24 protein-coding genes are annotated in these 23,030 nt (G+C 29.8%); 8 read left to right on the forward strand and 16 right to left on the reverse strand.

What is annotated here, in order from left to right:
- The first annotated feature begins 12 nt into the window (after positions 1 to 12).
- From dnaK to smpB, 8 genes are all read left to right on the forward strand, one after another.
- A complete protein-coding gene (gene dnaK, locus HMPREF0202_RS07360; protein ID WP_023050255.1) occupies positions 13 to 1,824 on the forward strand; it encodes a molecular chaperone DnaK in 1,812 nt (603 codons plus the stop codon).
- Between the two features lie 80 nt (positions 1,825 to 1,904).
- The gene (gene dnaJ, locus HMPREF0202_RS07365; RefSeq protein ID WP_023050256.1) at positions 1,905 to 3,074 is read left to right on the forward strand and encodes a molecular chaperone DnaJ; all 1,170 of its coding nucleotides are present in this window, start codon (positions 1,905 to 1,907) and stop codon (positions 3,072 to 3,074) included.
- A gap of 73 nt (positions 3,075 to 3,147) precedes the next feature.
- Positions 3,148 to 3,420: a preprotein translocase subunit YajC gene (gene yajC, locus HMPREF0202_RS07370; protein WP_023050257.1), complete on the forward strand. Its 273-nt coding sequence runs from the start codon at positions 3,148 to 3,150 to the stop codon at positions 3,418 to 3,420.
- 73 nt (positions 3,421 to 3,493) lie between these two features.
- Entirely contained in the window at positions 3,494 to 4,525 is a 1,032-nt protein-coding gene (locus HMPREF0202_RS07375; protein WP_040406857.1) for an N-acetylmuramoyl-L-alanine amidase, read from the forward strand.
- Positions 4,526 to 4,533: 8 nt separating this feature from the next.
- Positions 4,534 to 5,073, forward strand: a complete 540-nt coding sequence (locus HMPREF0202_RS07380; protein WP_023050259.1) for a GerMN domain-containing protein — start codon at positions 4,534 to 4,536, stop codon at positions 5,071 to 5,073.
- A gap of 56 nt (positions 5,074 to 5,129) precedes the next feature.
- Entirely contained in the window at positions 5,130 to 5,693 is a 564-nt protein-coding gene (gene yqeK, locus HMPREF0202_RS07385) for a bis(5'-nucleosyl)-tetraphosphatase (symmetrical) YqeK (RefSeq protein WP_023050260.1), read from the forward strand.
- Positions 5,694 to 5,705: 12 nt separating this feature from the next.
- Positions 5,706 to 7,856 carry a ribonuclease R gene (rnr, locus tag HMPREF0202_RS07390; RefSeq protein WP_023050261.1) on the forward strand — a complete coding sequence of 717 codons (2,151 nt, stop codon included), beginning with the start codon at positions 5,706 to 5,708 and terminating at the stop codon, positions 7,854 to 7,856.
- On the forward strand, positions 7,856 to 8,299 hold the full coding sequence (smpB, locus tag HMPREF0202_RS07395; protein WP_023050262.1) for an SsrA-binding protein SmpB: 444 nt from the start codon (positions 7,856 to 7,858) through the stop codon (positions 8,297 to 8,299). Before rnr ends, smpB begins: the two co-directional genes overlap by 1 nt.
- A gap of 38 nt (positions 8,300 to 8,337) precedes the next feature.
- Here the strand turns inward: smpB and HMPREF0202_RS07400 are convergent, their stop codons facing one another.
- The 16 genes from HMPREF0202_RS07400 to HMPREF0202_RS07475 form a co-directional block, all read right to left on the reverse strand.
- Entirely contained in the window at positions 8,338 to 9,639 is a 1,302-nt protein-coding gene (locus HMPREF0202_RS07400) for an OmpP1/FadL family transporter (protein ID WP_023050263.1), read from the reverse strand.
- Positions 9,629 to 10,222 carry a TetR/AcrR family transcriptional regulator gene (locus tag HMPREF0202_RS14760; protein ID WP_023050264.1) on the reverse strand — a complete coding sequence of 198 codons (594 nt, stop codon included), beginning with the start codon at positions 10,220 to 10,222 and terminating at the stop codon, positions 9,629 to 9,631. The genes HMPREF0202_RS07400 and HMPREF0202_RS14760 overlap by 11 nt, the downstream gene beginning before the upstream one ends.
- Before the next feature lie 206 nt (positions 10,223 to 10,428).
- Positions 10,429 to 11,745, reverse strand: coding sequence for an amidohydrolase (locus HMPREF0202_RS07410; RefSeq protein ID WP_023050265.1), 1,317 nt, complete (start codon positions 11,743 to 11,745; stop codon positions 10,429 to 10,431).
- 31 nt (positions 11,746 to 11,776) lie between these two features.
- Positions 11,777 to 12,244, reverse strand: coding sequence for a hypothetical protein (locus HMPREF0202_RS07415; RefSeq protein ID WP_023050266.1), 468 nt, complete (start codon positions 12,242 to 12,244; stop codon positions 11,777 to 11,779).
- Positions 12,237 to 13,046, reverse strand: a complete 810-nt coding sequence (locus tag HMPREF0202_RS07420; RefSeq protein ID WP_023050267.1) for a DUF3100 domain-containing protein — start codon at positions 13,044 to 13,046, stop codon at positions 12,237 to 12,239. The genes HMPREF0202_RS07415 and HMPREF0202_RS07420 overlap by 8 nt, the downstream gene beginning before the upstream one ends.
- Before the next feature lie 217 nt (positions 13,047 to 13,263).
- A complete protein-coding gene (locus HMPREF0202_RS07425; protein WP_023050268.1) occupies positions 13,264 to 14,550 on the reverse strand; it encodes a hypothetical protein in 1,287 nt (428 codons plus the stop codon).
- A 26-nt stretch (positions 14,551 to 14,576) separates the two neighbouring features.
- Positions 14,577 to 14,996 carry a YchJ family protein gene (locus tag HMPREF0202_RS07430; protein ID WP_023050269.1) on the reverse strand — a complete coding sequence of 140 codons (420 nt, stop codon included), beginning with the start codon at positions 14,994 to 14,996 and terminating at the stop codon, positions 14,577 to 14,579.
- Entirely contained in the window at positions 14,986 to 15,378 is a 393-nt protein-coding gene (locus HMPREF0202_RS07435; protein ID WP_040406860.1) for a hypothetical protein, read from the reverse strand. The genes HMPREF0202_RS07430 and HMPREF0202_RS07435 overlap by 11 nt, the downstream gene beginning before the upstream one ends.
- Positions 15,379 to 15,395: 17 nt before the next feature.
- Positions 15,396 to 16,220, reverse strand: coding sequence for an NAD+ synthase (locus HMPREF0202_RS07440; RefSeq protein ID WP_023050271.1), 825 nt, complete (start codon positions 16,218 to 16,220; stop codon positions 15,396 to 15,398).
- A gap of 9 nt (positions 16,221 to 16,229) precedes the next feature.
- Positions 16,230 to 17,126 carry a ribosome biogenesis GTPase YlqF gene (ylqF, locus tag HMPREF0202_RS07445; protein WP_023050272.1) on the reverse strand — a complete coding sequence of 299 codons (897 nt, stop codon included), beginning with the start codon at positions 17,124 to 17,126 and terminating at the stop codon, positions 16,230 to 16,232.
- A 12-nt stretch (positions 17,127 to 17,138) separates the two neighbouring features.
- The gene (rsmI, locus tag HMPREF0202_RS07450; protein WP_023050273.1) at positions 17,139 to 17,804 is read right to left on the reverse strand and encodes a 16S rRNA (cytidine(1402)-2'-O)-methyltransferase; all 666 of its coding nucleotides are present in this window, start codon (positions 17,802 to 17,804) and stop codon (positions 17,139 to 17,141) included.
- 18 nt (positions 17,805 to 17,822) lie between these two features.
- Positions 17,823 to 19,100: a S41 family peptidase gene (locus tag HMPREF0202_RS07455; protein ID WP_023050274.1), complete on the reverse strand. Its 1,278-nt coding sequence runs from the start codon at positions 19,098 to 19,100 to the stop codon at positions 17,823 to 17,825.
- Entirely contained in the window at positions 19,097 to 19,903 is an 807-nt protein-coding gene (locus HMPREF0202_RS07460; RefSeq protein ID WP_023050275.1) for a TlyA family RNA methyltransferase, read from the reverse strand. The genes HMPREF0202_RS07455 and HMPREF0202_RS07460 overlap by 4 nt, the downstream gene beginning before the upstream one ends.
- Positions 19,903 to 20,733, reverse strand: coding sequence for an HD domain-containing protein (locus HMPREF0202_RS07465; RefSeq protein ID WP_023050276.1), 831 nt, complete (start codon positions 20,731 to 20,733; stop codon positions 19,903 to 19,905). Before HMPREF0202_RS07465 ends, HMPREF0202_RS07460 begins: the two co-directional genes overlap by 1 nt.
- Complete coding sequence (dxs, locus tag HMPREF0202_RS07470) at positions 20,720 to 22,543, reverse strand: 1-deoxy-D-xylulose-5-phosphate synthase (protein WP_023050277.1); 1,824 nt, start codon at positions 22,541 to 22,543, stop codon at positions 20,720 to 20,722. The genes HMPREF0202_RS07465 and dxs overlap by 14 nt, the downstream gene beginning before the upstream one ends.
- A gap of 12 nt (positions 22,544 to 22,555) precedes the next feature.
- Entirely contained in the window at positions 22,556 to 23,017 is a 462-nt protein-coding gene (locus tag HMPREF0202_RS07475; protein ID WP_023050278.1) for a divergent PAP2 family protein, read from the reverse strand.
- Between the last annotated feature and the right edge of the window lie 13 nt (positions 23,018 to 23,030).

A 23,030-nucleotide genomic window follows, 5' to 3' on the forward strand; every position in this document is an offset into this window, starting at 1 on the left:
GAGGTTTTTTAAATGGCAAAAATTATAGGAATTGACTTAGGAACTACTAACTCATGTGTTGCAATAATGGAAGGGGGATCAACTACTGTAATCCCTAACGCTGAAGGAGCAAGAACAACTCCATCTGTTGTAAGTATCAAAGATAATGGTGAAATTATTGTTGGAGAGATTGCTAAAAGACAAGCTATCACAAATCCTACATCAACTATTCTTTCAATCAAAACACATATGGGAAGCGACTATAAAGTTGATATTCACGGAAAACAATATACACCACAAGAGATTTCAGCTATGATATTAAAAAAATTAAAATCTGATGCTGAAGCTTATTTAGGAGAGAAAGTTACTGAAGCGGTTATTACTGTTCCAGCTTACTTTACAGATGCTCAAAGACAAGCTACAAAAGATGCCGGTGTTATAGCTGGATTAGACGTTAAAAGAATTATAAATGAGCCTACTGCTGCTGCACTAGCTTACGGACTTGAAAAAGCTGGAAAAGAAGAGAAAGTTTTAGTATTTGACCTTGGAGGAGGAACATTTGACGTTTCTATCCTTGAGATTGCTGACGGAGTTATTGAAGTTATATCAACTTCAGGAAACAACCATTTAGGTGGAGATAACTTTGACGATGCTGTTATCAAATATTTAGTTGAAGAGTTTAAAAAAGAAAGTGGAATAGATTTAGCTAATGATAAAATGGCATATCAAAGACTTAAAGATGCTGCAGAAAAAGCTAAAAAAGAGTTATCTACATTAATGGAAGCTCATATTTCTCTACCATTCATAACAATGGATGCAACTGGACCAAAGCATTTAGATATTAAATTAACTAGAGCTAAGTTCAATGATTTAACTAGAGATTTAGTTGAGGCTACTCAAGTACCTACAAAAGATGCATTAAAAGCTGCAGGATTAAATCCTTCAGATATCGATGAAATCTTATTAGTTGGAGGTTCTACAAGAATTCCTGCTGTTCAAGAGTGGGTTGAATCTTACTTTGGTAAAAAACCTAACAAAGGTATAAATCCAGACGAGGTTGTTGCTGAAGGAGCTGCTATTCAAGGTGGAGTATTAATGGGAGATGTTAAAGATGTATTACTTCTTGACGTTACTCCATTATCTTTAGGAATTGAAACTTTAGGTGGAGTATTCACAAAAATTATCGAAAGAAACACTACAATTCCTGTTAAAAAATCACAAGTATTCTCAACTGCTGTCGATAACCAACCAGCTGTTACAATAAATGTATTACAAGGTGAAAGAGCAAAAGCTGCTGATAACCATAAATTAGGAGAATTCAACTTAGAAGGAATTCCTGCTGCTCCTAGAGGAGTACCTCAAATCGAAGTTACATTTGATATTGATGCTAACGGAATCGTTCACGTTTCTGCAAAAGATTTAGGAACTGGAAAAGAAAGTACTGTAACTATCTCTGGTTCAACTAACCTTTCTGCTGATGAAATTGAAAGAATGAAAAAAGATGCTGAAGCTAATGAAGCTGAAGATAAAAAATTCAAAGAGTTAGTTGAAACAAGAAATAAAGCTGATATGTTAATTGCTTCTACTGAGAAATCTGTAAAAGATTATGCTGAAAAAGTTACTGAAGATGAGAAAAAAGCTATTGAAGCTGCTATTGAAGAACTTAAATCAGTTAAAGATGGAGAAGATAAAGAGGCTATAGATGCTGCAATTGAAAAATTATCTCAAGCTGCTCACAAATTAGCTGAAGAAATCTACAAAGATGCTCAAGCTAAACAACAAGGTGGAGCTGCTCCAGAAAACAACGGAACTGATGACGTTGCTGACGCTGAGATAGTTGACTAATATTAGTAATTAATATATACTTTACTTAAGGGATAGAGATGACTCTATCCCTTATTTTAAGAAATGGAGGATTTTTGTAAATGGCTAAAAGAGACTTTTATGAAGTTTTAGGGGTTGCTAAGGGGGCATCTGATACTGAAATAAAAAAAGCATATAGAAAAGCTGCTATGAAGTATCACCCAGATAAATTTAGTGGTGCTAGTGATACTGAAAAAAAAGAGGCTGAGGATAAATTTAAAGAGGTTAACGAAGCATACCAAGTTCTTTCAGATGAAAATAAAAGAGCTCAATATGATAGATTTGGTCACGCTGCTTTTGAAAATGGTGGCGGTGCTGGTGCCGGAGGATTCGGTGGTTTCGGCGGTGGATTTGAAGATTTAGGAGATATTTTCGGATCATTTTTTGGTGGAAGTGGTGGTTTCGGTGGCTTTGGTGGTTTCGGTGGCTCTCGTCAAAGAGGTCCAGAACCTGGTGAAGATTTAAGATATAATCTTGAACTAACTTTAGAAGAAGCAGCAAAAGGTGTAGAGAAAACATTAAAATATAAAAGAACTGGAACTTGTGGAACTTGTCATGGTACTGGGGCTCAAGAGGGTTCTAAAATGAGTAAATGTTCTAAATGTAATGGTACTGGAACTATAAATGTTACTCAAAGAACTGTTTTTGGAAATTTCCAAACAACACAAGAATGTGATGCTTGTCACGGTAAAGGTGAAGTTCCTGAAAAAAAATGTAAAAAATGTCATGGTACTGGAATTGATACAGAAACTGTTGAAAAAACAATTAAAATTCCTGCTGGGATTGATGACGGGCAAAAACTTAGACTTTCTGGAATGGGTAATGCTAGTACAGAAGGTGGACCTAATGGTGACTTATATGTTTATATTTCTGTTAAACACCATCCATTCTTCGAAAGAAATGGTGAGGATATAATTTGTAATGTACCAATTACTTTTGCTCAGGCAGCTCTTGGAGGAGATATTGAAATTCCTACACTAAATGGTAAGAAAACAATCAAGATTCCTGCTGGAACTCAAAACGATAAAATGTTCAGATTAAAAGGAGAAGGTATTAAAAATCCTAGAAGTCCTTATACTGGTGATCAAATTGTTAGAATTAAAATTGAAGTTCCTGTTAATTTAAATGCTGATCAACAAGAACTTTTAAAGAAATTTGACGAAAGTCTAAAAGATAAGAACCATAAAGATAATAAAAACTTCTTTGATAAACTAAAAGATTTCTTCGCTTAAAAATTATTGAAAAGTATACCACCTTGTGGTATACTTGTCTTAGAAAAATTATATTATCTAAGGGGGCTATAAGATGAACGAATTATTTGCTAAATATGGTGGAATGATACTTACTTTTGCTATTTGGGCGGCTGTATTCTATTTTCTACTAATTTTACCAAACAAAAAAAAGCAAAAGAAACATCAAGAAATGTTAGACTCGTTAAAAGAGGGAGCTGAAGTTGTTACTAACGGTGGTATCAAAGGTACTATATCTAGTATCGGCCCTGAGTTCTTAACTATTAGAGTTGATAAAGGTGTTAACATCCAAGTGCTTAAGAATTCTATTTCAAGAGTTTTAAAATAAAAATATTTACAAAAGGATGGAATTGGTATACTTTTCCATCCTATTTTATTATTCTAAATCAATGGAGAAATTTATGAAAAAATACCTTATATTTTTTATTTTTTGTTTGTTTTCGTTAACTGTATTTGCTAATAGCACAATAAAAAGAGTTAGGCTTAATAATAATCCTCCACAATTAGTCTTTGATATTTCTAGTACTGTTAAACCTAAATATAATTCTAGTTATGATGAATATAATCGATTAATTTTTCTTGAAATTGAAAAAGTTAAAATGGGAACAAAACTAAATAGTTCAAGTCTTTCTGGTAAAAATATTGAAAAAATAGATATGATTGACTATGGTTCAAATGTTGGATTTTTTATAAAATTAAAAAAAGGATCAGGACATAGAGTTTACTCTTTATCTAATCCACATAGAATTGTTATTGATTTAAAAGCTACTAATTCCTCTAAGAAAGAGTTTACTGTAGCTATTGATGCAGGACATGGTGGAAAAGATCCAGGAGCAATTGGATTTAATAAATATAAAGAGAAAGATATAGCTTTAGCTGTAGCAAAAAAATTACAAACTAAGCTTTCTAAAGATTTTAATGTTATTATGACTAGAAGTAATGACACTTTCATTAGTCTTTCTGAAAGAAGTCGAATTGCTAATCGAGGAAAGGCAGATATTTTTGTAAGTTTACATTTAAATGCATCTAAAAATTCATCAGCTCAAGGAATGGAAATATTTTATTTTTCAAAAAAATCATCTCCTTATGCTGAAAAAATTGCATCTTATGAAAATAGCTTTGGTGAAAAATATGGAGAAAAAACAACTAGTATAGCACAAATTATGGGAGAACTTGCATATAACAAAAATATGGAAAAGTCTATAACTATTGCTAGACCATTGAATTCATCTCTCTCTAAAAGATTAGGCATGAGGGATAGAGGAATTTATGGAGCTAACTTTGCTGTTCTAAGAGGATTTAATGGCCCTGGTATCCTTGTTGAACTTGGATTTATAACAAATAAATCTGACGTAACTAAACTTTCTAGAGATGCAAACCAAAATGTTATGGCAGATGAACTAGCAAATAAAATTAGATCATTTTTCTATTAGGAGGTTTTATGTCACATAAATTAAAAATTTTTTTAGTCATTTTAATAACTCTTACTATTGCCACTGGAGTATATTCAAATAAAGTAAACAAAAAAAGTGAAACAGTAACAAATATATCTACTCCTACTTTAGAGAGTATTCAAAAGACAGAAATTACTACCCCAATTTTTTTTCCTAACTTAAAACAAGGAAAATTATCAAAAGAAGATATTATTTTAAATTCTAATCTATCTAATAAAGAGGATATTTTAAAAGATATTATATCTCAACTTTTAAAAAAATTAGAAGATAAAAATATCTTAAAAAAAGAAAATTTTAAATATGAAGTATACATAAAAAATAGAACTCTTTACTTAGATTTAGATTCTAAAATTTTATCTTCTGCAAAAACTCCACAGGAAGAATTGCTTTTAATTTATTCTTTTGTAAATAGTTTACTAACTCCTGGCGGAGCAGATAATGTAGTTTTACTTATTAATGGTTCGACTGCTGAAAAAGTCAATTTCATTAATATAAGTAAAAGCTATAAACTAAACAGTAATATATAAAATTTTGGGGAGTTTCTATTTTCAGAAACTCCTTTTTAAAAATTTGGAGGAATATTATGAATATAGATTTTTTTAAAAAGGAATTAAGCGATGTTCTTTCTAAAAAAAGATATGAACACTCTATAAGAGTTTTAGAAACATCTCTATCTTTAGGAAAAATTTATAATGCTGATTTAAATAAAATAGCATTAGCTTCTCTTTTACATGATTATGCTAAGGAATTTACAAGAGAAAAACTCCTTAAAATATCTAAAGAACATTTTAAAGATGAAACAAAAGATTACTTAACTAATGTTGAAATCTTGCATAGTTATGTAGCTTCTTATATCGCAAAAGAAAAATTTAAAATTGACGATGATGAAATTTTAAATGCTATAAAATTTCATACAACTGGTCGTAAAAATATGAGTTTAATTGAAAAGATAGTGTATATAGCTGATGCTATTGAACCTAAAAGAGACTATCCTCATGTAGAAAAAATTAGAGATTTAGCTCTAGTAGATTTAAACAAAGCCATTCTACTAGAAGTTAATAAAAAAATAGAGTATCTTATAAAAGGAGATTATATCATTCATGTAAACTCTATAGAGATGCGAAATTGGCTTTTAAAAATAAGCTAATAGGAGGAATTTATGAAAACAAATACAAAATTAGATAAACAACTTGATAAATTAAAAAATATATTAAAAAATAGTAAAGCTTTAACTCTTGATGAAATAACTAAAGCTATGGGATGGTCTCCAAAATTTAAAAAAGAAAATAGAGAAATTCTTGAAATTTGGATTAATTCTGGAGAGATTATGAAAAATAAAAGAAATAAATACAATATCCCTGAAAATTTAGGTTTTATTAAAGGAAAATTTTCAAATATTAAAGGGAAATTTGGTTTTGTCGATACTGATACTGAGGGATACTTTATCCCTAGAAGTAAATTTGGAACAGCTTTAGATGGAGACACTGTTTTAATAAATGTTACAACACCTGAAGGCAAAGGAAAGCAAGAGGGAGAAATTGTTGAAGTTCTTGTAAGAGAAAAAAATACAATTATAGGAATCTTTGAAAAGAAAGAAAACTTTGGTTTTGTAAGACCAACACAATCTTTTGGTAGAGATATATATATTCCTAAAAACTTTTTCAATAAAGCCAAAGATGGTGAGTTAGTTGTTGTTGATGTAACTTTTTGGGGAAGCGATGAAAAAAAGCCTGAAGGGAAAATTCTTGAATCAATTGGTAACCCTTTTGATACAGATAATATGATTAAGGCTTTAATTCTTAGAGAAGGTTTATCAGAAGAATTTCCAGATGATGTCATTGCAGAAGCTCGTCAAATCCCAACTGTAATATCTGAGGATGAAATAAAGAAAAGAAAAGATTTAAGACACCTTCCAATAATAACAATTGATGGTGACGATGCCAAAGACTTAGATGATGCTGTTTATGTGGAAAAATTAGATAACGGATACTATAAACTTATCGTAGCTATTGCCGATGTTTCCCACTATATTCCAACTGGATCTAAATTAGATAAAGAAGCTGAAAAAAGAGGAAACTCTGTTTATCTAGTTGATAGAGTTTTACCTATGTTCCCTAAAGAAATTTCAAATGGAATATGCTCTTTAAATCCACATGAAGACAAACTTACATTCTCTGTTGAACTTCTTATTGATTCTCATGGAAGAGCTATTGATGTTCAAACATATAAATCAGTTATTAAAACTGCTCACAGAATGACTTATGGAAATGTTAATAAAATTATTGCTAAGGATCCTGAAACTACTGAGAAATATAGTGATATCGTAGATATGCTATTTACTATGTTAGAGCTTTCTAAGATTATAAGAGCTATCAAATACAACAGAGGTTCTATTGATTTTGATCTTCCTGAAGTTAAAGTTGTTTTAGACGAAAATAAAAAAGTTAAATACTTAAAAAATATTGAAAGAGGTGAATCAGAAAGAATCATCGAAGATTTTATGATTATGGCTAATGAAGCCGTTGCAGAAAAACTTTTCTGGTTAGAAATACCTTCTGTTTATAGAGTTCATGAAACTCCTGACCCAGAAAGAGTAAAAACTTTAAGCGAAACTCTTTCTAGATTTGGATATAGACTTCACTCTTTTGAAGATATTCATCCAAAAAAATTCCAATCAATTATTGAAGACTCTGAAGCTAGAGGTATTAATATGATTGTACATAAAATGATTTTAATGTCTCTTAAACAAGCTAGATACGGTGTTGAAAACTTAGGACACTTTGGTCTATCATCTAATTATTATACACATTTTACATCTCCTATTAGAAGATATGCTGATTTACTTATACATAGAATTTTAAATATTGCTATACATGGTTATCCAACTAAAAAGCAATTTGGAACTCTTATAAACTACTTACCAGAAGTTACACAACATATTTCTCAAACAGAAAGAAAAGCTATGAAGGTAGAAGATGAAAGTGTTAAAATTAAAATAGTTGAATATATGCTTGATAAAATTGGAGATGAATTTAAAGCTACTATAGTTGGATTTAACAATAAAAAAATATTCTTTGAAACAGAGGAACATGTAGAATGTTTCTGGGATGTAACTACAGCTAAAAACTTCTATGAATTTGATGAAAATAATTATGTTATGAAAGATTTAGATACAAACAGAGAGTTTCATTTAGGAGATAAAATGGATATCCTAATAGTTAGATCTGATTTACAAATGCTTGAAATAGAAGTTGTTCCAACTGAATTTTGTCACGAATACACAGGGAGAAGAAAAGAGGGGAGATTTTAATGATATTAGCTAATAATAAAAAAGCTTTTTTTGACTACTTTATTGAAGATAGGTTTGAGGCTGGAATTGAACTAGTTGGTAGTGAGGTTAAATCTATAAAAGCTGGTAAAACTAGCATTAAAGAGTCTTTTATTAGAATAATAAACAATGAAATTTTTATCATGGGTATGACTGTTGTTCCATGGTCTTTTGGTAGTGTTTATAATCCTGATGAAAGAAGAGTTAGAAAACTTCTTCTACATAAAGGAGAGATTAAAAAATTACACGAAAAAGTTATGCAAAAAGGTTATACAATTGTACCTTTGAATATTCACTTATCTAAAGGCTTTGTCAAAGTAGAAATTGCTTTAGCTAGAGGTAAGAAAAATTATGATAAACGTGACTCTTTAGCAAAAAAAGATCAACAAAGAAATATTGAGAGAGAAGTAAAAGAAAGATATTAATAAAAAAAGCAGATAATTTATCTGCTTTTTTTGTTTTATTAAAATTTATAAATCAATCCTAATCCAAAGGCATCTACATGCTTACTATATCTAATATTTTTAATATTTTTATCATTTATATAATCTACATATGAGTATGTTGCCATTAATTCAAGTTGTGAGCTATATTTGTATTTAACTCCTGCTGAATACATATTTGCATCTAAAACATAATCAGTATCTGTATATGTTTTTTCATTAGCTCCTGTATCTGTATACTGGTAACCTGTCATTAAAGTCCACTTTTCATTTAATTGATAATCTAAACCAACTGCTACCTCATATCCATTATCATAATGATCAAAGTTTCCTAAGTCATCGCTTGCTTCTTTTATGAAATAATAGTTTCCAGAAGCTAAAAGTGTCAATTTATCTGTTGCTCTATAAGATGCTCCAATCGCTGCCATTGCAGGTAAGTTTCTTTTTCCACTTCCCTCTGACATCCATTGCTTAATTGAAGGATCTTTTATAATAGTATTATAAAATGCATTTCCTATAAGATTACTTCCTGTTGAATTTACAAATCCTTTTTTTAAATTATGTTCTTTATTATCAAAATCAAGAACCGTTTCAGTTTCGTATCTCATTCCTAAATTAAATCTATCATTTGGATGATAGTTTAATCCAAATATTCCAGCCACTCCAAAAGCTGTTCTTTCTGAATCTATATCAAATTTGGCTTTTCCAGATCCTAATTTTCCTCCCAAATTATTATATTCAAAATTTCCTTCACCTTTAAATTTTCTTTCAGCATCAATTAATCTAATCCCAACTGCTCCACTCCAAGTTTCACTAAATTTTCTAGCTATTCCACCTTGAAAAGCTACATAATATGATTTTCCATGGATTGTAGATCCGCCTACATATTTTGCTCCAATCACTTCAAACATTGGATTGCTAGTTATTATTTGTGGAAAAGTTGCTATTCCTCCACTATATGCTACACTTCCTCCACCTGCTATCGCTCCAGCGTGAAAGAAAAATGCTGTATCTCCTTTTTTCTTTACAATTTGTAAGCTTGGAACTACTGGTGATGGTTTATCACTTTTAAATTTATAATCTCCATGTTCCATACTATATTCTTTCAAATGTGTTTGATTATTTACTTGTATATAAGTTCCATCTTCTAGCCATACCGTTCCAGCTGGATTATAATATGCTCCAGACACTCCAATTTTTCCAACCATAGCTGGATGTGCTAAATACTCTGCATCCTGTTGTGAAAGATAGTCTATGCTTCCCCCCATAGCATTAGCTGATAAAACTATCCCTAATAACATTAATTGTTGCTTAAACTTCATTATCCCTCTCCTTTGTCATTTCTAAAGCTTTTTCTATCAATACATTTCCCATTTCAATAACTTCTTTTTTAAAAGTTTCAAACTCTATATCAATATAGAACCCTGTACATATTAAAGTTGCGTATCCATGAGAAAAATACCATCCTTTTTTTATAACCCATTCTATTATATCTTCTGGAAATTGATTATACTCTCTATTATTATTAAATCCACTATATATTAAATTTCTAAAATCATCCATAATCTGATCCATAAATTCTCTAGGTAAGCCTTCTCTTAAAAAAATTGTTCTAAATAATGCTTTTTCTTCTTTTGCAAAAAGACATATTCCTATCCCTATATTTAAAATTGATAAATCAGTATAGTCACGTTTTGTATATTCAAAAAGTTTTGTTTTAGCTTTTTTAGCTAATTCATTTTTTAGTTCATCCATTGATTTAAAAGCTGAATATATAGCTATTGTAGATACGCCCAGCTTTTTTGCTATATTTCTCGCTGTTACATCTTTTAAGCTCTCATTGTTTAAAATTTCAAATGCACTATTCAAAATTTCCTCTCTAGTAAAATTAGGTTTTCTTCCCATTTTTTCTCCTATATGTTATGTTATTTTTTAAACATGTTTTATATTATATCTCACTATACATATAAATTCAAGATTTTTATTATATATCACTGTTATGAAATCACCATTTTTTTACACAACAGTGTTATGAAATTTGTTGTGTAAATAGAAAAAGAGGCTATTAAATAGCCTCTTTCTATGAGAAAATTATTAAAAATAAGTTATTATTAAGCTTTTATAACTTTATCATTTGACTCCATAAAAGTTAAATACTCTTCCTTAGTCATAACTGGTTTAAAGTTATCTAAAATTTCTTTTGCTTTTTTTCCTTGAGCAAATAATAAGTCAACAACTGTTAATGCTAAAGCTTTTGCTGGCATTAATATTGCAATTTCATCATCTACAGTTTTGAAATCTCTTGTATGAAGAGCTCCATTTATTCCACCAAACATTGGATGAAGAGTAGGCATTATATGAGATACATCTCCAAAATCAAAAGATCCTGTAAAATCTCCACCTTTAATCATATCATCTTTTAACCCTAAATACTCTAAGTTTCCTTCTAAAACATCTTCCATAGAATCATGTTTTAAAATTGGTAAATATCCTGGAATCTCAGTTATTTCTATTTCAGCACCAACTGCATAAGCACCTGCTGTTAAACCTCTATTTACTTTTTTATTAGCATCAATCATACCTTCAATTGTTCTAGCTCTTACATAAGCTTCCATTCTTACATCAGCTGGAACTGAATTTACAATATCTCCACCTTTTGTTATAATCGGATGGAACCTTACTCTATCACTATCTTTAAATGTCTCTCTTTGAGCATGTACGTTATTTATTCCTAACATTGCTGCATTTAAAGCATTTATCCCTTCGTGTGGTGCTGAACCAGCATGAGCTTCTTTTCCTATAAATTTAACAGTTTTTCCTATAAATCCATTACTTACAGGTCCCGTTAAAACTTTTTTATCACCTAAATCTAAAGCATGGAACATAACTGCCATATCAACATCATCAAATGTTCCGTTGTATATCATCTCTTGTTTTCCACCAAAATACTTTATTTTTCCATCAGCTCTTAACTGAGTTCTATATCCTAATTCAACAAACTCTTCTGCTGGAGTAGCCATAAAATCTACTTTTCCTCCAAGCTCACTTAATATTCCTGATTTTACTAATCCTGTAGCTGCTCCTAACATACCTGCAATTTGTATGTGGTGTCCACAAGCATGAACTGCTCCTAATTCATTTGAATCTAAATGGTCACTACATGATATTGCATCTAATTCACCTAATATTGCAACTTTAGGTCCTTCTACATTTTCATTTGCTCTTGCTCTACAACCTGTGTATGCAATTCCCTCTTCTACATCTAGTCCTAATTCATTTTTAAAGTAGTTTGAAACAATTTCAGTTCCTTTAAACTCTTTATACCCAAATTCAGGATTATCATACATAGCTTGTCCTGCTTTTAATATTAACTCTCTATTTTCATCAATAGCTTTTATTACTCTCTCTTTAATTTCATTTATATTCATAGTTCTCTCCTTGAATCTATTTAAGTATTAATTAAATTGCTCCTTGTAATCTCAATACCCCTTGAGCTATTAAAGCACATGCAAAGAAAATTGTTGTAAATACAACTAATGCTATTATTACTATTTTCCAAGACATTGCCTTTAGTTGTTCAATTTTATCTCCTACAGAAATTCCTGCAAAAGCAAGTAACGGTGTACACAATGGCATAAATTCAACTGTTCCTATCTCTGGTGCAAAGAATTTAGATATTGATAATGCTGGTATGCTTACTATCATTCCAACTATAGTTGACAATGCATATGCAGGTAATGGAAATTTTGGAAAAGCATCCTTAACAGCAAAGCATCCCAATGCTAAAACAATTATTAAAAACATTCCTGGAATAGCTCCTATAAATTGTTTTTGTAATCCAATAGCTTGTCCTGCTAAAACCATAACTCCTGTCATTGACATTAATATAAAATATAATACATATTTTTTCATATCTAAACTACGCATTTTGCTTCACTTCCTTTTTTGAAAACTTTGGAGATAATTTCTTATAATACCACTCTGTAAATGGTAGTGATATAAATACAAGAATATTTACTCCTGTCAATCCTGATAACATATTACTTGTTGATGCATAAGCAAAAACTTGATCTGCATATTGAGGTCCTACAACTTCTGCTAAAGATGAAGCCGCTGCTGTCATCATACTTCCACTTCCAACTCCACATGCCATTCCTAATGCTAACGGGTGAATCCCTGTGTATATAGCTAATGATCCTAATACTCCAAAATAGATTGTTCCTACAATTGTTCCAGCTAAATAAACTCCAAGTACTCCACTTCCTTCTAAAGATGAAATACCATATTTTTCTCCAATTACTCCTAGAGAAGCTTCTCTACTTATACTTGATCCAGCTCCTATAGCCTCTCTTGTTAATCCTAACTTAAGCGCTAAAGGAACAGCCACTACTGGTGCTAGCACGTGCCCAAATTCCTGTGCTAAAAATGCTGGACCAGCTTGAATAATTTTATCTAGATTAGGTCCTACAAATGTTCCTAATTTTATTCCAAGCATTAAAAGAATTAACATAACCATGTCACTGGCTATTTTCATCTCTTTTTCTCCAATAATCTCTCTTAATTTCTGAATTTTTTTTCCTAATAAATCTGGTGTTAATATCATTCCAATAACTACAGCAAATAACATCGGGAATAATGCTACTTTTCCCAATTGAATTTTTCCAACTTTTTCACAAGCTAGCGAAATAATTGTTACAACTAAAAATACATTAATTGTGTTTTTGTTCATAGTGCTCACTCTTCCTTAATATAATTTTTTACATACGCCCACTTGTCTCAAATAGGACTTTAATTTACATTAAAAATAATACTATTTTTTTACTATTATGTCAAGGTTTTTTTCGAATTTTTTATTTCTTTTCAAATTGTATTGTTCTATTTAAGAACTGTTAAGTAAGATTATACAAAAAATATAAAAAGAGATGAATAAATTTCATCTCTTTTTATTAAAAATTAAATCTTACAACTCTTCTTGGTCGACCTGCACTTGTACAAACTTCATACTCTATTATCTCTGCATAGCCACTTGTTATAATTGGTTTAATTATTCTATTTACACTTCTTTCAGTTATTTCTAAAATTTCTGAAAGTTCCTTACTCGTAAATTCTTTTTTACCAAAAGTTTCATGTAATGCTCTTATTTTAGATAGATACTTTGGTGTTATTCCAATTTTTTTTGCTTCTTTTTCAAAATTTTCACTTATTTTAGTTGAATAATCAAACCTAGTTTTTTTATACAGAGGACCTCTTATTTTATTATCTGAAAAAAGAAAAATCTCTCCTTTGTCATTTACTAAACTTATATTCAATGCTTTTCTTGCATTTATTGTAGCACCTTGAATATTTTCTGCATATCCAATCCCCACTGCTACTTTAGCACCTAACATATATATTTCATTTACTAATTTTAAAAAATTAACTTCATTTTCTTTAGTTTCTAGAATTTTTTGAGTTGTGAAAAATATATATTCATCTTCTGAAAACTCTTGATAATTACCATGTATATTTTTAGAATACTTTAAAAATATATCATTTAAATTTGCTTTAAACACAGCCCTATCATTTTCAAGTTCATCTTTCTTATGTTTTTTAATAATCTTTACAATTTTTATTCCAATTCTATTTTTAAAATTTTCATTAATTTTTATATCTTTCAAAAGTGCTTTCATTTGATTACTAATCTCATTTTTTGTTGACTGTAATCTATATACAGGCTTTTTCTTACTTTTAAAATAATCATAAACATATCCAAAAGCTGTCAATATACAGTGAACTTCACCTTTAGATAGATTTTTAATATGTTCATCTAAGAAATCCAATTCAGTTTTATCCTCTTCATATTCTTGAACATCAACTCTATCTAATGTTATTCCAAATTCATCAAGAGTATCTAATAAAACGTCTTTTTCAACTATATCAAAACCTACTTTTAAGTTATTTATGTTTGGATAATTTTCTCTTACTTCCCATAGAGCTTTTAAGATACTTCCTGCTTCTCTATTTGAATAAACCATTGGTACATTTAACCCCAATTTGCTCACTATTTCTGAATGAACACCTATTCCTGTAGAAAATACTCCATCTACTCTCCCCTTTAAATCTTTTAAATTTTCTACAGAATCCCTCAATTGTTTTATTTCATAAGGTAAAAATCTTATGTGAGAATATTGTGGTTCTAGAGTTTTTAAAATTTTTTTTACTGAGTCTGGATAACCAATAATAGCAATTTTCATTCTCTACTCTCCCTAAATAAATTTTTTTATTTTCCACAACATTTTTTATATTTTTTTCCAGACCCACAAGTACATGGATCATTTCTTCCAATCTTTTCATCTTTTACGATAGTTCCTTGAAGTGGTAGCCATCCATAATATAGCCATTCATTATTAAGCTTTACAAACTTACTTTTTTCATGGTGAACTACCTCTTGTCCATTCTCTTTATAAAAAGCCTTAAATTCAACGATTCCTTCTAAATCATCTTCAGTTCCAGCTTCAGTTGATACTATCTCCAATCCTAACCATTCCGAATTTAATGCCCACTTTCTTGTTTCTTCAATGTCCATATCCCCTTTTGTTTCTGGGTGATGAGTTTCTACTATAAATTCTATATTTCCATTTTCAAAGGCACTATATCTTGCTTTCATTAATTCTTCAGCAGTTTTAAAATTATTTATCATCTTCTTTAAACTCCTCTAGTTTTTTTAAATTCTCTAACTCTTTTTCCATCTTTTTAACTTTTTTATAAATCTCATTTATCCTGAACTCTAAAGAGTTTAAAATCCAAAATTGAAAATGACTAGCCCTTTGTGATTCATAAAACATCCATATCAATTTTATTACACCAAATAAAATAGCAACTTGAACTGCTAATGTTGGAGTTATTCTATTAAAAACACCACCTAAGATTAATAGTGCAGCTATTATTATTATTAAAAGTGTATTTATAATTTTGTTTTGTTTGCTGTTTGATCCACCTATTTGACCTACAATATTTCTAATTCTTTCTTTTTCTTTCTGAAATTCCTGTAACTCTTCTCTTAATTGCTCTTCCCCTCTCAAATCTAGCCCTCCTTTATTTATACTCCCCAATCTCTAGGATATCTAAACTCTCTTCCTATAGTTCTTGTAGATATCTTTGCTATTAAAGGAAGTTTTCTTTTATATTGAGACATCTTAATTTTCCAAATAACTTTATTTACAATATCTTCTGGATAACCTTTTTTTATAATCTCATCTTTTTTTTCTCTTTCATCTATTAAAGAAAATAAAATCTCATCTGCTAGCTTGTAAGAAAACCCTAATTCACTCTCGTCAGTTTGACCTTCCCATAAGTCAGCACTGGGTTTTTTATCTATTAATGGTTGTGGTACTCCCATATGTTTTGATAATTCCCACACTTGAGTTTTATACAAGTCTCCTATAGCATTAATAGCCGATGCAGCATCTCCAAATTGTGTACTGTATCCTAATAACATCTCTGTTTTATTAGATGTTCCTAAAACCAATGCTTTCTCTTTGGCAGAATAATCAAATAAAATACACATTCTTTCTCTTGCCATTCTATTCCCTTTTCTTAATCCATCCATATCTGGATTCATTTGAAAATATGGTTCTACCATTGGAGTTATCTCTATTAATTTTGATCTTATCCCTAAATCCTCTACAACTAGCTTAGCATGATCAACACTTTCTTTACTTGAAGTTTTATAAGGCATAAGTATACCTAAAACATTTTCTGGTCCAAAAGCTTTTGCAGCTAAATATGCTACTAATGCTGAATCTATTCCTCCTGAAAGTCCTAAAACAACTTTAGAAAATCCAACTTTATTAGCTTCTTCTTTTAAAAAATTAACTAGTATATCTTCAACCAAATTCAAATCTAAATCTAATCTGCAACTCATCTTTTTCTCCTACTTATATAAGTTTTTAATCTCTTCAGCGATATCCATATCCAAGCCAAACTTACCTAATTTACAAGCTCTATAATCTCTTAAAAGTGTATACGTTGCTTGCTGAACATTTAAATGTCCACCCTTTTGTAACATATTCATTCTAAGAGCTATCGATTCTATTATTGCACCACTAACTTGATCAAAATCTTCATCTAAAAGTTTATATTTTTCCTTTAAAACATCTTTTTTTCCCATTTTTAACATTTTTTCTATTAATACACAAGCAACTTCATCTATCGGAAGTATTTCATCTCTAATTGCACCTGTTATTGCTAAATTATAACCTACTTCTTGATTTTCAAATTTTGGCCATAAAATTCCAGGAGTATCTAACAATTCTAATCCCTCTTTAATTCTGATCCATTGCTTTCCTCTTGTAAATCCAGGCTTATTTCCTACTCCAGCACTATTTTTCCCTACTATTCTATTGATTAATCTCGACTTTCCAACGTTTGGTATTCCAGCTACCATTAATCTCGTATTAACTTTTCTTAATCCTTTTTTTAATAATCTTTCTTTTTTTTCTTTAGAAACTTTTTCTATAATTGTGTAAAGAGTTTTCATATTAAAACCAGTTTCTGCTGATAGCTCTAATACCTCATCTGCAAAATTATTTTCCTTAAAAAACTTTTTCCAGAAATTAATCTCTTCTTTTGTAACTAAATCTGATTTATTTATTACAATTACTCTTTTTTTATTTTTTGCAAAACCAGCTATATCAGGATTTTTACTTGATAAAGGAATTCTTGCATCTACAACTTCAAGAACAATATCTATCAAAGGCATATTTTCCTTAATTAAATCTTTCGTTTTTTTCATATGCCCTGGATACCAGTTAATTTTTGTCATTGACATTATCTCTCACCTCTATTTTTCATTACCCTTTATTAAAAGAACTATCTCTCCTTTTACAGGATTTTTTGAAAGTTTCTCTATTAATTCAGTGGTTGTTCCTCTTAATATTTCTTCATAAATTTTTGTTATTTCTCTTACTATTACTACTTCTCTTATTCCAATAAAAGTTTCTATATCTCTTAATGTCTTTTCAATTCTATGAGGCGATTCAAATATAACAATTGTTCTTTCCTCGTTTGCTAAAGATTTTAAAAGAGTTTGTCTTCCCTTTTTTTTAGGTAAAAATCCCTCAAAACAAAATCTTCTAGTTGATATTCCTGCAACTGAAGCTGCTGCCGTCATTGCACTCGGTCCAGGAATTGGTATAACCTTTATCCCTCTTTTTAAAGCTTCATCAACCACTTCAAATCCAGGATCTGATATACAAGGAGTTCCAGCATCTGTTACTAGTGCAATTTTATTTCCATTTTCTAGCATATTTGCTATATTGGAAACCTGATGCATTTTTGTGTGTTCATCATATCTATAAACTATTTTTTCTATTCCTAAATGATTTAATAACTTTTTTGTTACTCTTGTATCTTCTGCAAAAACAAAATCTACCTCTTCAAAAGTTTTTATAGCTCTTAAAGTTATATCATCTAAATTTCCTATAGGTGTTGCTACTATATAAAGCATTTTCTACCTCATTTCTTCCTATTTTTTCTCCAAAAGTTTATTCATCTCTTCAACTGCTTTATCTAGTTGAATATCTCCTTTTGAAATTATTTTTTTAGCTTCCTCTTCTCCCTTAACCTCTTTTATAATCTCGTTTCTATTCTCTTTTGTTTCATCTTCATTTATATTTGTAACGAAACCATTAAAGAATAGGAAATCATCTTTTTCTTCTACTAAGATATCAGGCTCTATTCCTTTTCCGTGAATAGATACTCCACTAGGAGTATAGTATTTAGCTATTGTTAATTTTATTCCATCTCCATCTGGTAAAGGTAATAATGTTTGAACACTTCCCTTTCCAAATGATTTTTCTCCTATTAAAATACCTCTTTTATAATCTTTTATTGCTCCTGAAACAATTTCAGAAGCTGAGGCACTTCCTTCATTTATTAAAACTATTAAAGGAAAATCACCAAAATATTTCCCTTCTCTATATGCAATCTCTTCATCTCCTGTTTTTCCCTTTGTACTAACTATTTTTCCCTCTGGAATAAACATAGAAGATATTTTTACTGCTTGTCCTAAAGATCCTCCTGGATTACTTCTTAAATCAAGAATAATACCTTTAGCACCTTTTTTGATTAATCCTTCTAAATCTTTACGTACATCTTTATATACGTCTTCACCAAATTGTGTTAATCTTAAATAACCAATATCTTTTCCAATCATTTTACTTTTTACATACTTCAATTGAATAATTGATCTTTTTAATTCAACATCTTTAGTTTCTTTTGCCTCTTCTCTATAAACTGTAAGTTTTACTGAAGTTCCTGGTTCTCCTTTTAACTTTTTAACACTTTGTTCACTTGTTAATTTATAAGTACTTTCACCATCTATTGCTATAATTTTATCTTTAGCTCTTATTCCAGCTAAATATGCTGGTGTATCTTCTATTGGTGAAACTACAATTAAAGGTTCATCTGCTTTTTTCTGAATAACCATTCCTACACCTGCATATTTTCCTTCAATATCCTCTTTAAAACTTTCTAATTCCTCTTTTGTAAAATAATTTGAATGAGGATCATCTAAAGACTCCATCATTCCCTTTAATGCTCCTTGCATAAGAGTTGTATTAGTTGGATCTTTTTCAGTTCCTACATGATTTTCTTTTATGATATTCATAATATCAGAAAGCTCTTTTAATTCCTTTATATTTGCAATAAATCCATTATCTACAGAATATGATGGAACTGTATTCACAATCATAATTCCAGATAAAAGTAGTGCTACTCCAGTATTTCTTAACAGTTTTATCATATGGCTCCTCCCAAGTTCTTTCCTAGCTTTACAACTGATTCTATGTTGATATGCGACTCTTCATCTCCTATTTCAAATATAGAAATATATTCAACATTTCCTTTTGTACCTGTTATTGGTGAAAAATCTAGTGCCTTTAATCTAAGACCAGATTTTTTAGCTTCTTCTATAACCATTTCTATTGCCATTATGTGCTTCTTACTATCTTTTACTATTCCACCTTTTTCAATATTTTCTTTTCCTACTTCAAATTGTGGTTTTATTAATGCCATAAGTTTTGTATCATCTTTAAAAAATTTAACTAAATGCTCTATTACTTTTGTAATAGATATAAATGATACATCCATAACAATATAATCTACTTTTTCATTACCTAAATCAGCCAATGTTAAATCTTTAATATGAGTATTTTCTAATGATTTTACTTTATCATTAGTTCTTAATTTCCAATCTAATTGATTTGTTCCTACGTCAACTGCATATACAAAAGACGCTCCATTTTGTAATGAACAATCTGTAAATCCACCTGTTGAAGATCCTACATCAAGTACTCTTTTTCCTTGTAAATCTAAGTTAAAAACATTTATAGCTTTTTCAAGTTTTAAGCCACCACGACTTACATACTTACAAGCATCACCCTTAACTCTTATTATAGGTTCCTCATCTATTTTTATAGATGTTCCAGGTTTATCTATTTTTTTTTCATTTATTATAACTAACCCAGCCATAATTGCTCTTTTTGCTTTTTCTCTAGTTTCATAAAATCCTTTTTCAACTAGTAGAACATCTACTCTTTCTTTCATTAATTTCCTTCCTTTTCAAAAATCTTATCATCCTCTAAATAATTTAGTAGTGGATTTTCTAAAATAAGATTTTCAAATCCTAATCTATCAACAGCTTTTATTAACTTCTCAGTTTCTCTAACTCTTTTTGTAAAAAAGTCATCTCCTATAGGGATTTTCTTTTTACTTTTGTAGTAACCTAATAGCTGTTTTGTATTTTTAAGTCTAAGTTCATGTTTTGCTCTTTTTAAACGATCCTTTATAACTCCAGTAGTACAATTAAATTTTTTAGCTACCTCATCTAAGTTAACACCTTCACTCATAAGTTTTAAAATTTTATCAGCACCAATTGGATTTATTCTATGATACTTTGCTGAATACATATCAGCTCTGTGAACTATGTGAGCTTCTTTTGTATTAGGTTGAATTTTTCCCCATTTACCATGATGTGATATTACAATATGAGTTATATTTTTCTTTATTTTATCTACAATTTTTAAATTTAAAACCTCTTCTATTTCTGATAAAACTCTTTCAGCTTCTTTGATAATATATTCAGGTTTCTTTATCATCATTTGAGAATGAGAAAGTTTTTCGTCAGCTTTTCTTATACTACCCTTACTTAAATCATGAATTATTACTCCAACTACTATTGAGAAAAAATCTACTTTCTCTCTTGCTTCTTTTAAATCTCTATAATCTCTTCTGATTTCTTCAAAAGATATTTTTAGTACATCATACGTATGAGTTGTTACTTTAACACCTTGATCATCATGATGATCTAAATCTAAAACCATTTCATGGTTTAATAGAAGTTTTATAAACTTCAGTGCATTACTATTTTTCGCCATTAATGCTACCCTCAATTCTCTCTATTAGTTTTTTACCTCTTAGACCATAATCCTCTAACAGTACATTTCTTGACCCATGAGGTATTGCCACGCTATCTAAAGCTATTATATTTATATTAATTTTCATTTTTTTCTCATTTAAAAATCTCACTACTTCATTACCGAATCCACCTCTTTCATAACCATCTTCAAATGTGAATATATTTTCATATTTTGAAAATTCATTAAGAATGAAGTTTTCATCTAAAGGTCTTATAGATGAACAATTTACTATTGTTCCATCTAATCCTTTTCTTAAAAGTTCTGCTTCTATATCAACTATCTCTTTTAACATTGCACCGGTTACTAAATAAAGATTTTTCTTTCCTTTTCTAACTTCTTTCCATATACCCAATTCAAATTTATTTTTTAAAGTACCTTCTAATTCAAATGCCTTTCCTCTTGGAAACCTAATAGCTAGAGGCCCATCTTTAAAATCCTTTGAAAATTCAAGCATCTCTTCTAATTCTGTTCCTGTTGTTGGAGCAAGTACTCTATAGTTAGGCATACTTAAAAACATATTTATGTCGTGTATACCTTGATGTGTTTTCCCATCTTCTCCAACTATTCCAGCTCTATCTACTATAAACCTAACTGGTAAATTTTGTAATCCTACATCGTGTATTAATTGATCTAAAGCTCTTTGGAAAAATGTTGAGTATATTGCTACATAAGGTTTTTTATTTGATATTGCTAGTCCTGCTGAAAATGTTACTCCATGTCCTTCAGCTATACCTACATCTATGCATCTATCTTCAAATCTATTTTGAAAATCACCTAATCCTGTTCCTTTTACCATTGCTGCTGAAATAGCATATATACTTTTATCACTCTCTGCTAATTCAACTAATTTTGATCCAAAAATATTAGAATATGTTCGTCCTCCTGATTCAACCTCACCAGTTTCTGGATTAAATGGAGATATCCCATGAAATTTCTCTTTATTTTCCTCTGCCAATTGATAGCCCTTTCCTTTTTCTGTTTTTACATGTATAAAAACAGGTCCTTCCATCTCTTTAGCTACAGTTAAAGTTTTTATTAATTCCTCTAAATTATGGCCATCTATTACGCCTAAAAATTGATATCCTAAAACTTCTGATATGCTTGAAGGTAAAAAAAACTGTTTTACAGAGTGCTCTATTCTTTCTAATACACTTTTGACTTGATTTCCAACTTTTCCTTTACTTATGACACTTCTTACATCTTTTCTTATGTTCATGTATGCATTACTAATCATTAGTTTTCCAAAAAATTTAGATAATGAACCTACATTTTTTCCTATAGACATTTCATTATCATTCAATATAACTATTAAATTTTTAAGATTTTCTCCAATATTATTTAACGCTTCTAAAGAATGACCATTCGCTATTGATGCATCACCTATAACTACAATAACTTTATCTTCGGGATTTGCTTTAGCTATTCCTGCTCCTGCAGAAAGAGCACTCCCAGCATGTCCTGCTATGAAAAAATCAAAATTACTTTCTTTTGGATCTGAAAAAGGTCCTATTCCACCTTTTGTTCGTAATGTTTTAAATTTATCTTTTCTTCCTGTTAATAATTTATAAACATATGATTGATGTCCAACATCAAATAATAGTTTATCTTTTGGTAAGTCAAAAACTTCAACTATTGACTGAGTTAATTCAACTACCCCTAAATTTGGTGCTAAATGCCCACCGTTTTTACTTGTAATCTCTACAAGAGTATCTCTAATTTCCTGGCTTTCCTTTTGTAACTTATTAATATATTCCTTATCTACCCTCATCTTTTTCCATCCTTAAGCTTGAATATAACCTTTAAACACAAAAGCTACAACCACTCCTAATATAGCCCCTACTAATACTTCTAATGGACTGTGTCCTAAAAGCTCTTTTAATTTTTCATCATGCAGTTTCTCTCCAACTTTTGCTGCAAATCTATCCAGTAAAGTATTTAAAAGCCCTGCATGTTTTCCTGCTGCTCTTCTAATTCCAGCAGCATCATACATCACTACTCCAGCTAAAACAAATGAAATAGCAAATATTGTACTTTGGGTTCCATGAGCTAATCCTATAGCTGTACTTAATGATGCCATAGTTGAAGAGTGGGAACTTGGCATTCCTCCAGTTTCAAAAATTCTTTTCATATTTAGTTTTCTATCAATAAATATTGTAGTTATAACTTTATAAAACTGGGCTATAAACCAAGCTATAAATACTACATCTAGAATTCTATTTCCTAAAATTATTCCTTTTTCCATAGTTTCCCCACTC

Origin of the sequence: Cetobacterium somerae ATCC BAA-474, assembly GCF_000479045.1 — a bacterium.
GTDB classification, from domain to species: domain Bacteria; phylum Fusobacteriota; class Fusobacteriia; order Fusobacteriales; family Fusobacteriaceae; genus Cetobacterium_A; species Cetobacterium_A somerae.

Bases quoted from the DNA above. Each gene is read 5' to 3' on its own strand.
- dnaK (WP_023050255.1), top strand. From the start codon at position 13: ATGGCAAAAATTATAGGAATTGACTTAGGAACTACTAACTCATGTGTT.
- dnaJ (WP_023050256.1), top strand. From the start codon at position 1,905: ATGGCTAAAAGAGACTTTTATGAAGTTTTAGGGGTTGCTAAGGGGGCA.
- yajC (WP_023050257.1), top strand. From the start codon at position 3,148: ATGAACGAATTATTTGCTAAATATGGTGGAATGATACTTACTTTTGCT.
- HMPREF0202_RS07375 (WP_040406857.1), top strand. From the start codon at position 3,494: ATGAAAAAATACCTTATATTTTTTATTTTTTGTTTGTTTTCGTTAACT.
- HMPREF0202_RS07380 (WP_023050259.1), top strand. From the start codon at position 4,534: ATGTCACATAAATTAAAAATTTTTTTAGTCATTTTAATAACTCTTACT.
- yqeK (WP_023050260.1), top strand. From the start codon at position 5,130: ATGAATATAGATTTTTTTAAAAAGGAATTAAGCGATGTTCTTTCTAAA.
- rnr (WP_023050261.1), top strand. From the start codon at position 5,706: ATGAAAACAAATACAAAATTAGATAAACAACTTGATAAATTAAAAAAT.
- smpB (WP_023050262.1), top strand. From the start codon at position 7,856: ATGATATTAGCTAATAATAAAAAAGCTTTTTTTGACTACTTTATTGAA.
- HMPREF0202_RS07400 (WP_023050263.1), bottom strand. From the start codon at position 9,639: ATGAAGTTTAAGCAACAATTAATGTTATTAGGGATAGTTTTATCAGCT.
- HMPREF0202_RS14760 (WP_023050264.1), bottom strand. From the start codon at position 10,222: ATGGGAAGAAAACCTAATTTTACTAGAGAGGAAATTTTGAATAGTGCA.
- HMPREF0202_RS07410 (WP_023050265.1), bottom strand. From the start codon at position 11,745: ATGAATATAAATGAAATTAAAGAGAGAGTAATAAAAGCTATTGATGAA.
- HMPREF0202_RS07415 (WP_023050266.1), bottom strand. From the start codon at position 12,244: ATGCGTAGTTTAGATATGAAAAAATATGTATTATATTTTATATTAATG.
- HMPREF0202_RS07420 (WP_023050267.1), bottom strand. From the start codon at position 13,046: ATGAACAAAAACACAATTAATGTATTTTTAGTTGTAACAATTATTTCG.
- HMPREF0202_RS07425 (WP_023050268.1), bottom strand. From the start codon at position 14,550: ATGAAAATTGCTATTATTGGTTATCCAGACTCAGTAAAAAAAATTTTA.
- HMPREF0202_RS07430 (WP_023050269.1), bottom strand. From the start codon at position 14,996: ATGATAAATAATTTTAAAACTGCTGAAGAATTAATGAAAGCAAGATAT.
- HMPREF0202_RS07440 (WP_023050271.1), bottom strand. From the start codon at position 16,220: ATGAGTTGCAGATTAGATTTAGATTTGAATTTGGTTGAAGATATACTA.
- ylqF (WP_023050272.1), bottom strand. From the start codon at position 17,126: ATGTCAATGACAAAAATTAACTGGTATCCAGGGCATATGAAAAAAACG.
- rsmI (WP_023050273.1), bottom strand. From the start codon at position 17,804: ATGCTTTATATAGTAGCAACACCTATAGGAAATTTAGATGATATAACT.
- HMPREF0202_RS07455 (WP_023050274.1), bottom strand. From the start codon at position 19,100: ATGATAAAACTGTTAAGAAATACTGGAGTAGCACTACTTTTATCTGGA.
- HMPREF0202_RS07460 (WP_023050275.1), bottom strand. From the start codon at position 19,903: ATGAAAGAAAGAGTAGATGTTCTACTAGTTGAAAAAGGATTTTATGAA.
- HMPREF0202_RS07465 (WP_023050276.1), bottom strand. From the start codon at position 20,733: ATGGCGAAAAATAGTAATGCACTGAAGTTTATAAAACTTCTATTAAAC.
- dxs (WP_023050277.1), bottom strand. From the start codon at position 22,543: ATGAGGGTAGATAAGGAATATATTAATAAGTTACAAAAGGAAAGCCAG.
- HMPREF0202_RS07475 (WP_023050278.1), bottom strand. From the start codon at position 23,017: ATGGAAAAAGGAATAATTTTAGGAAATAGAATTCTAGATGTAGTATTT.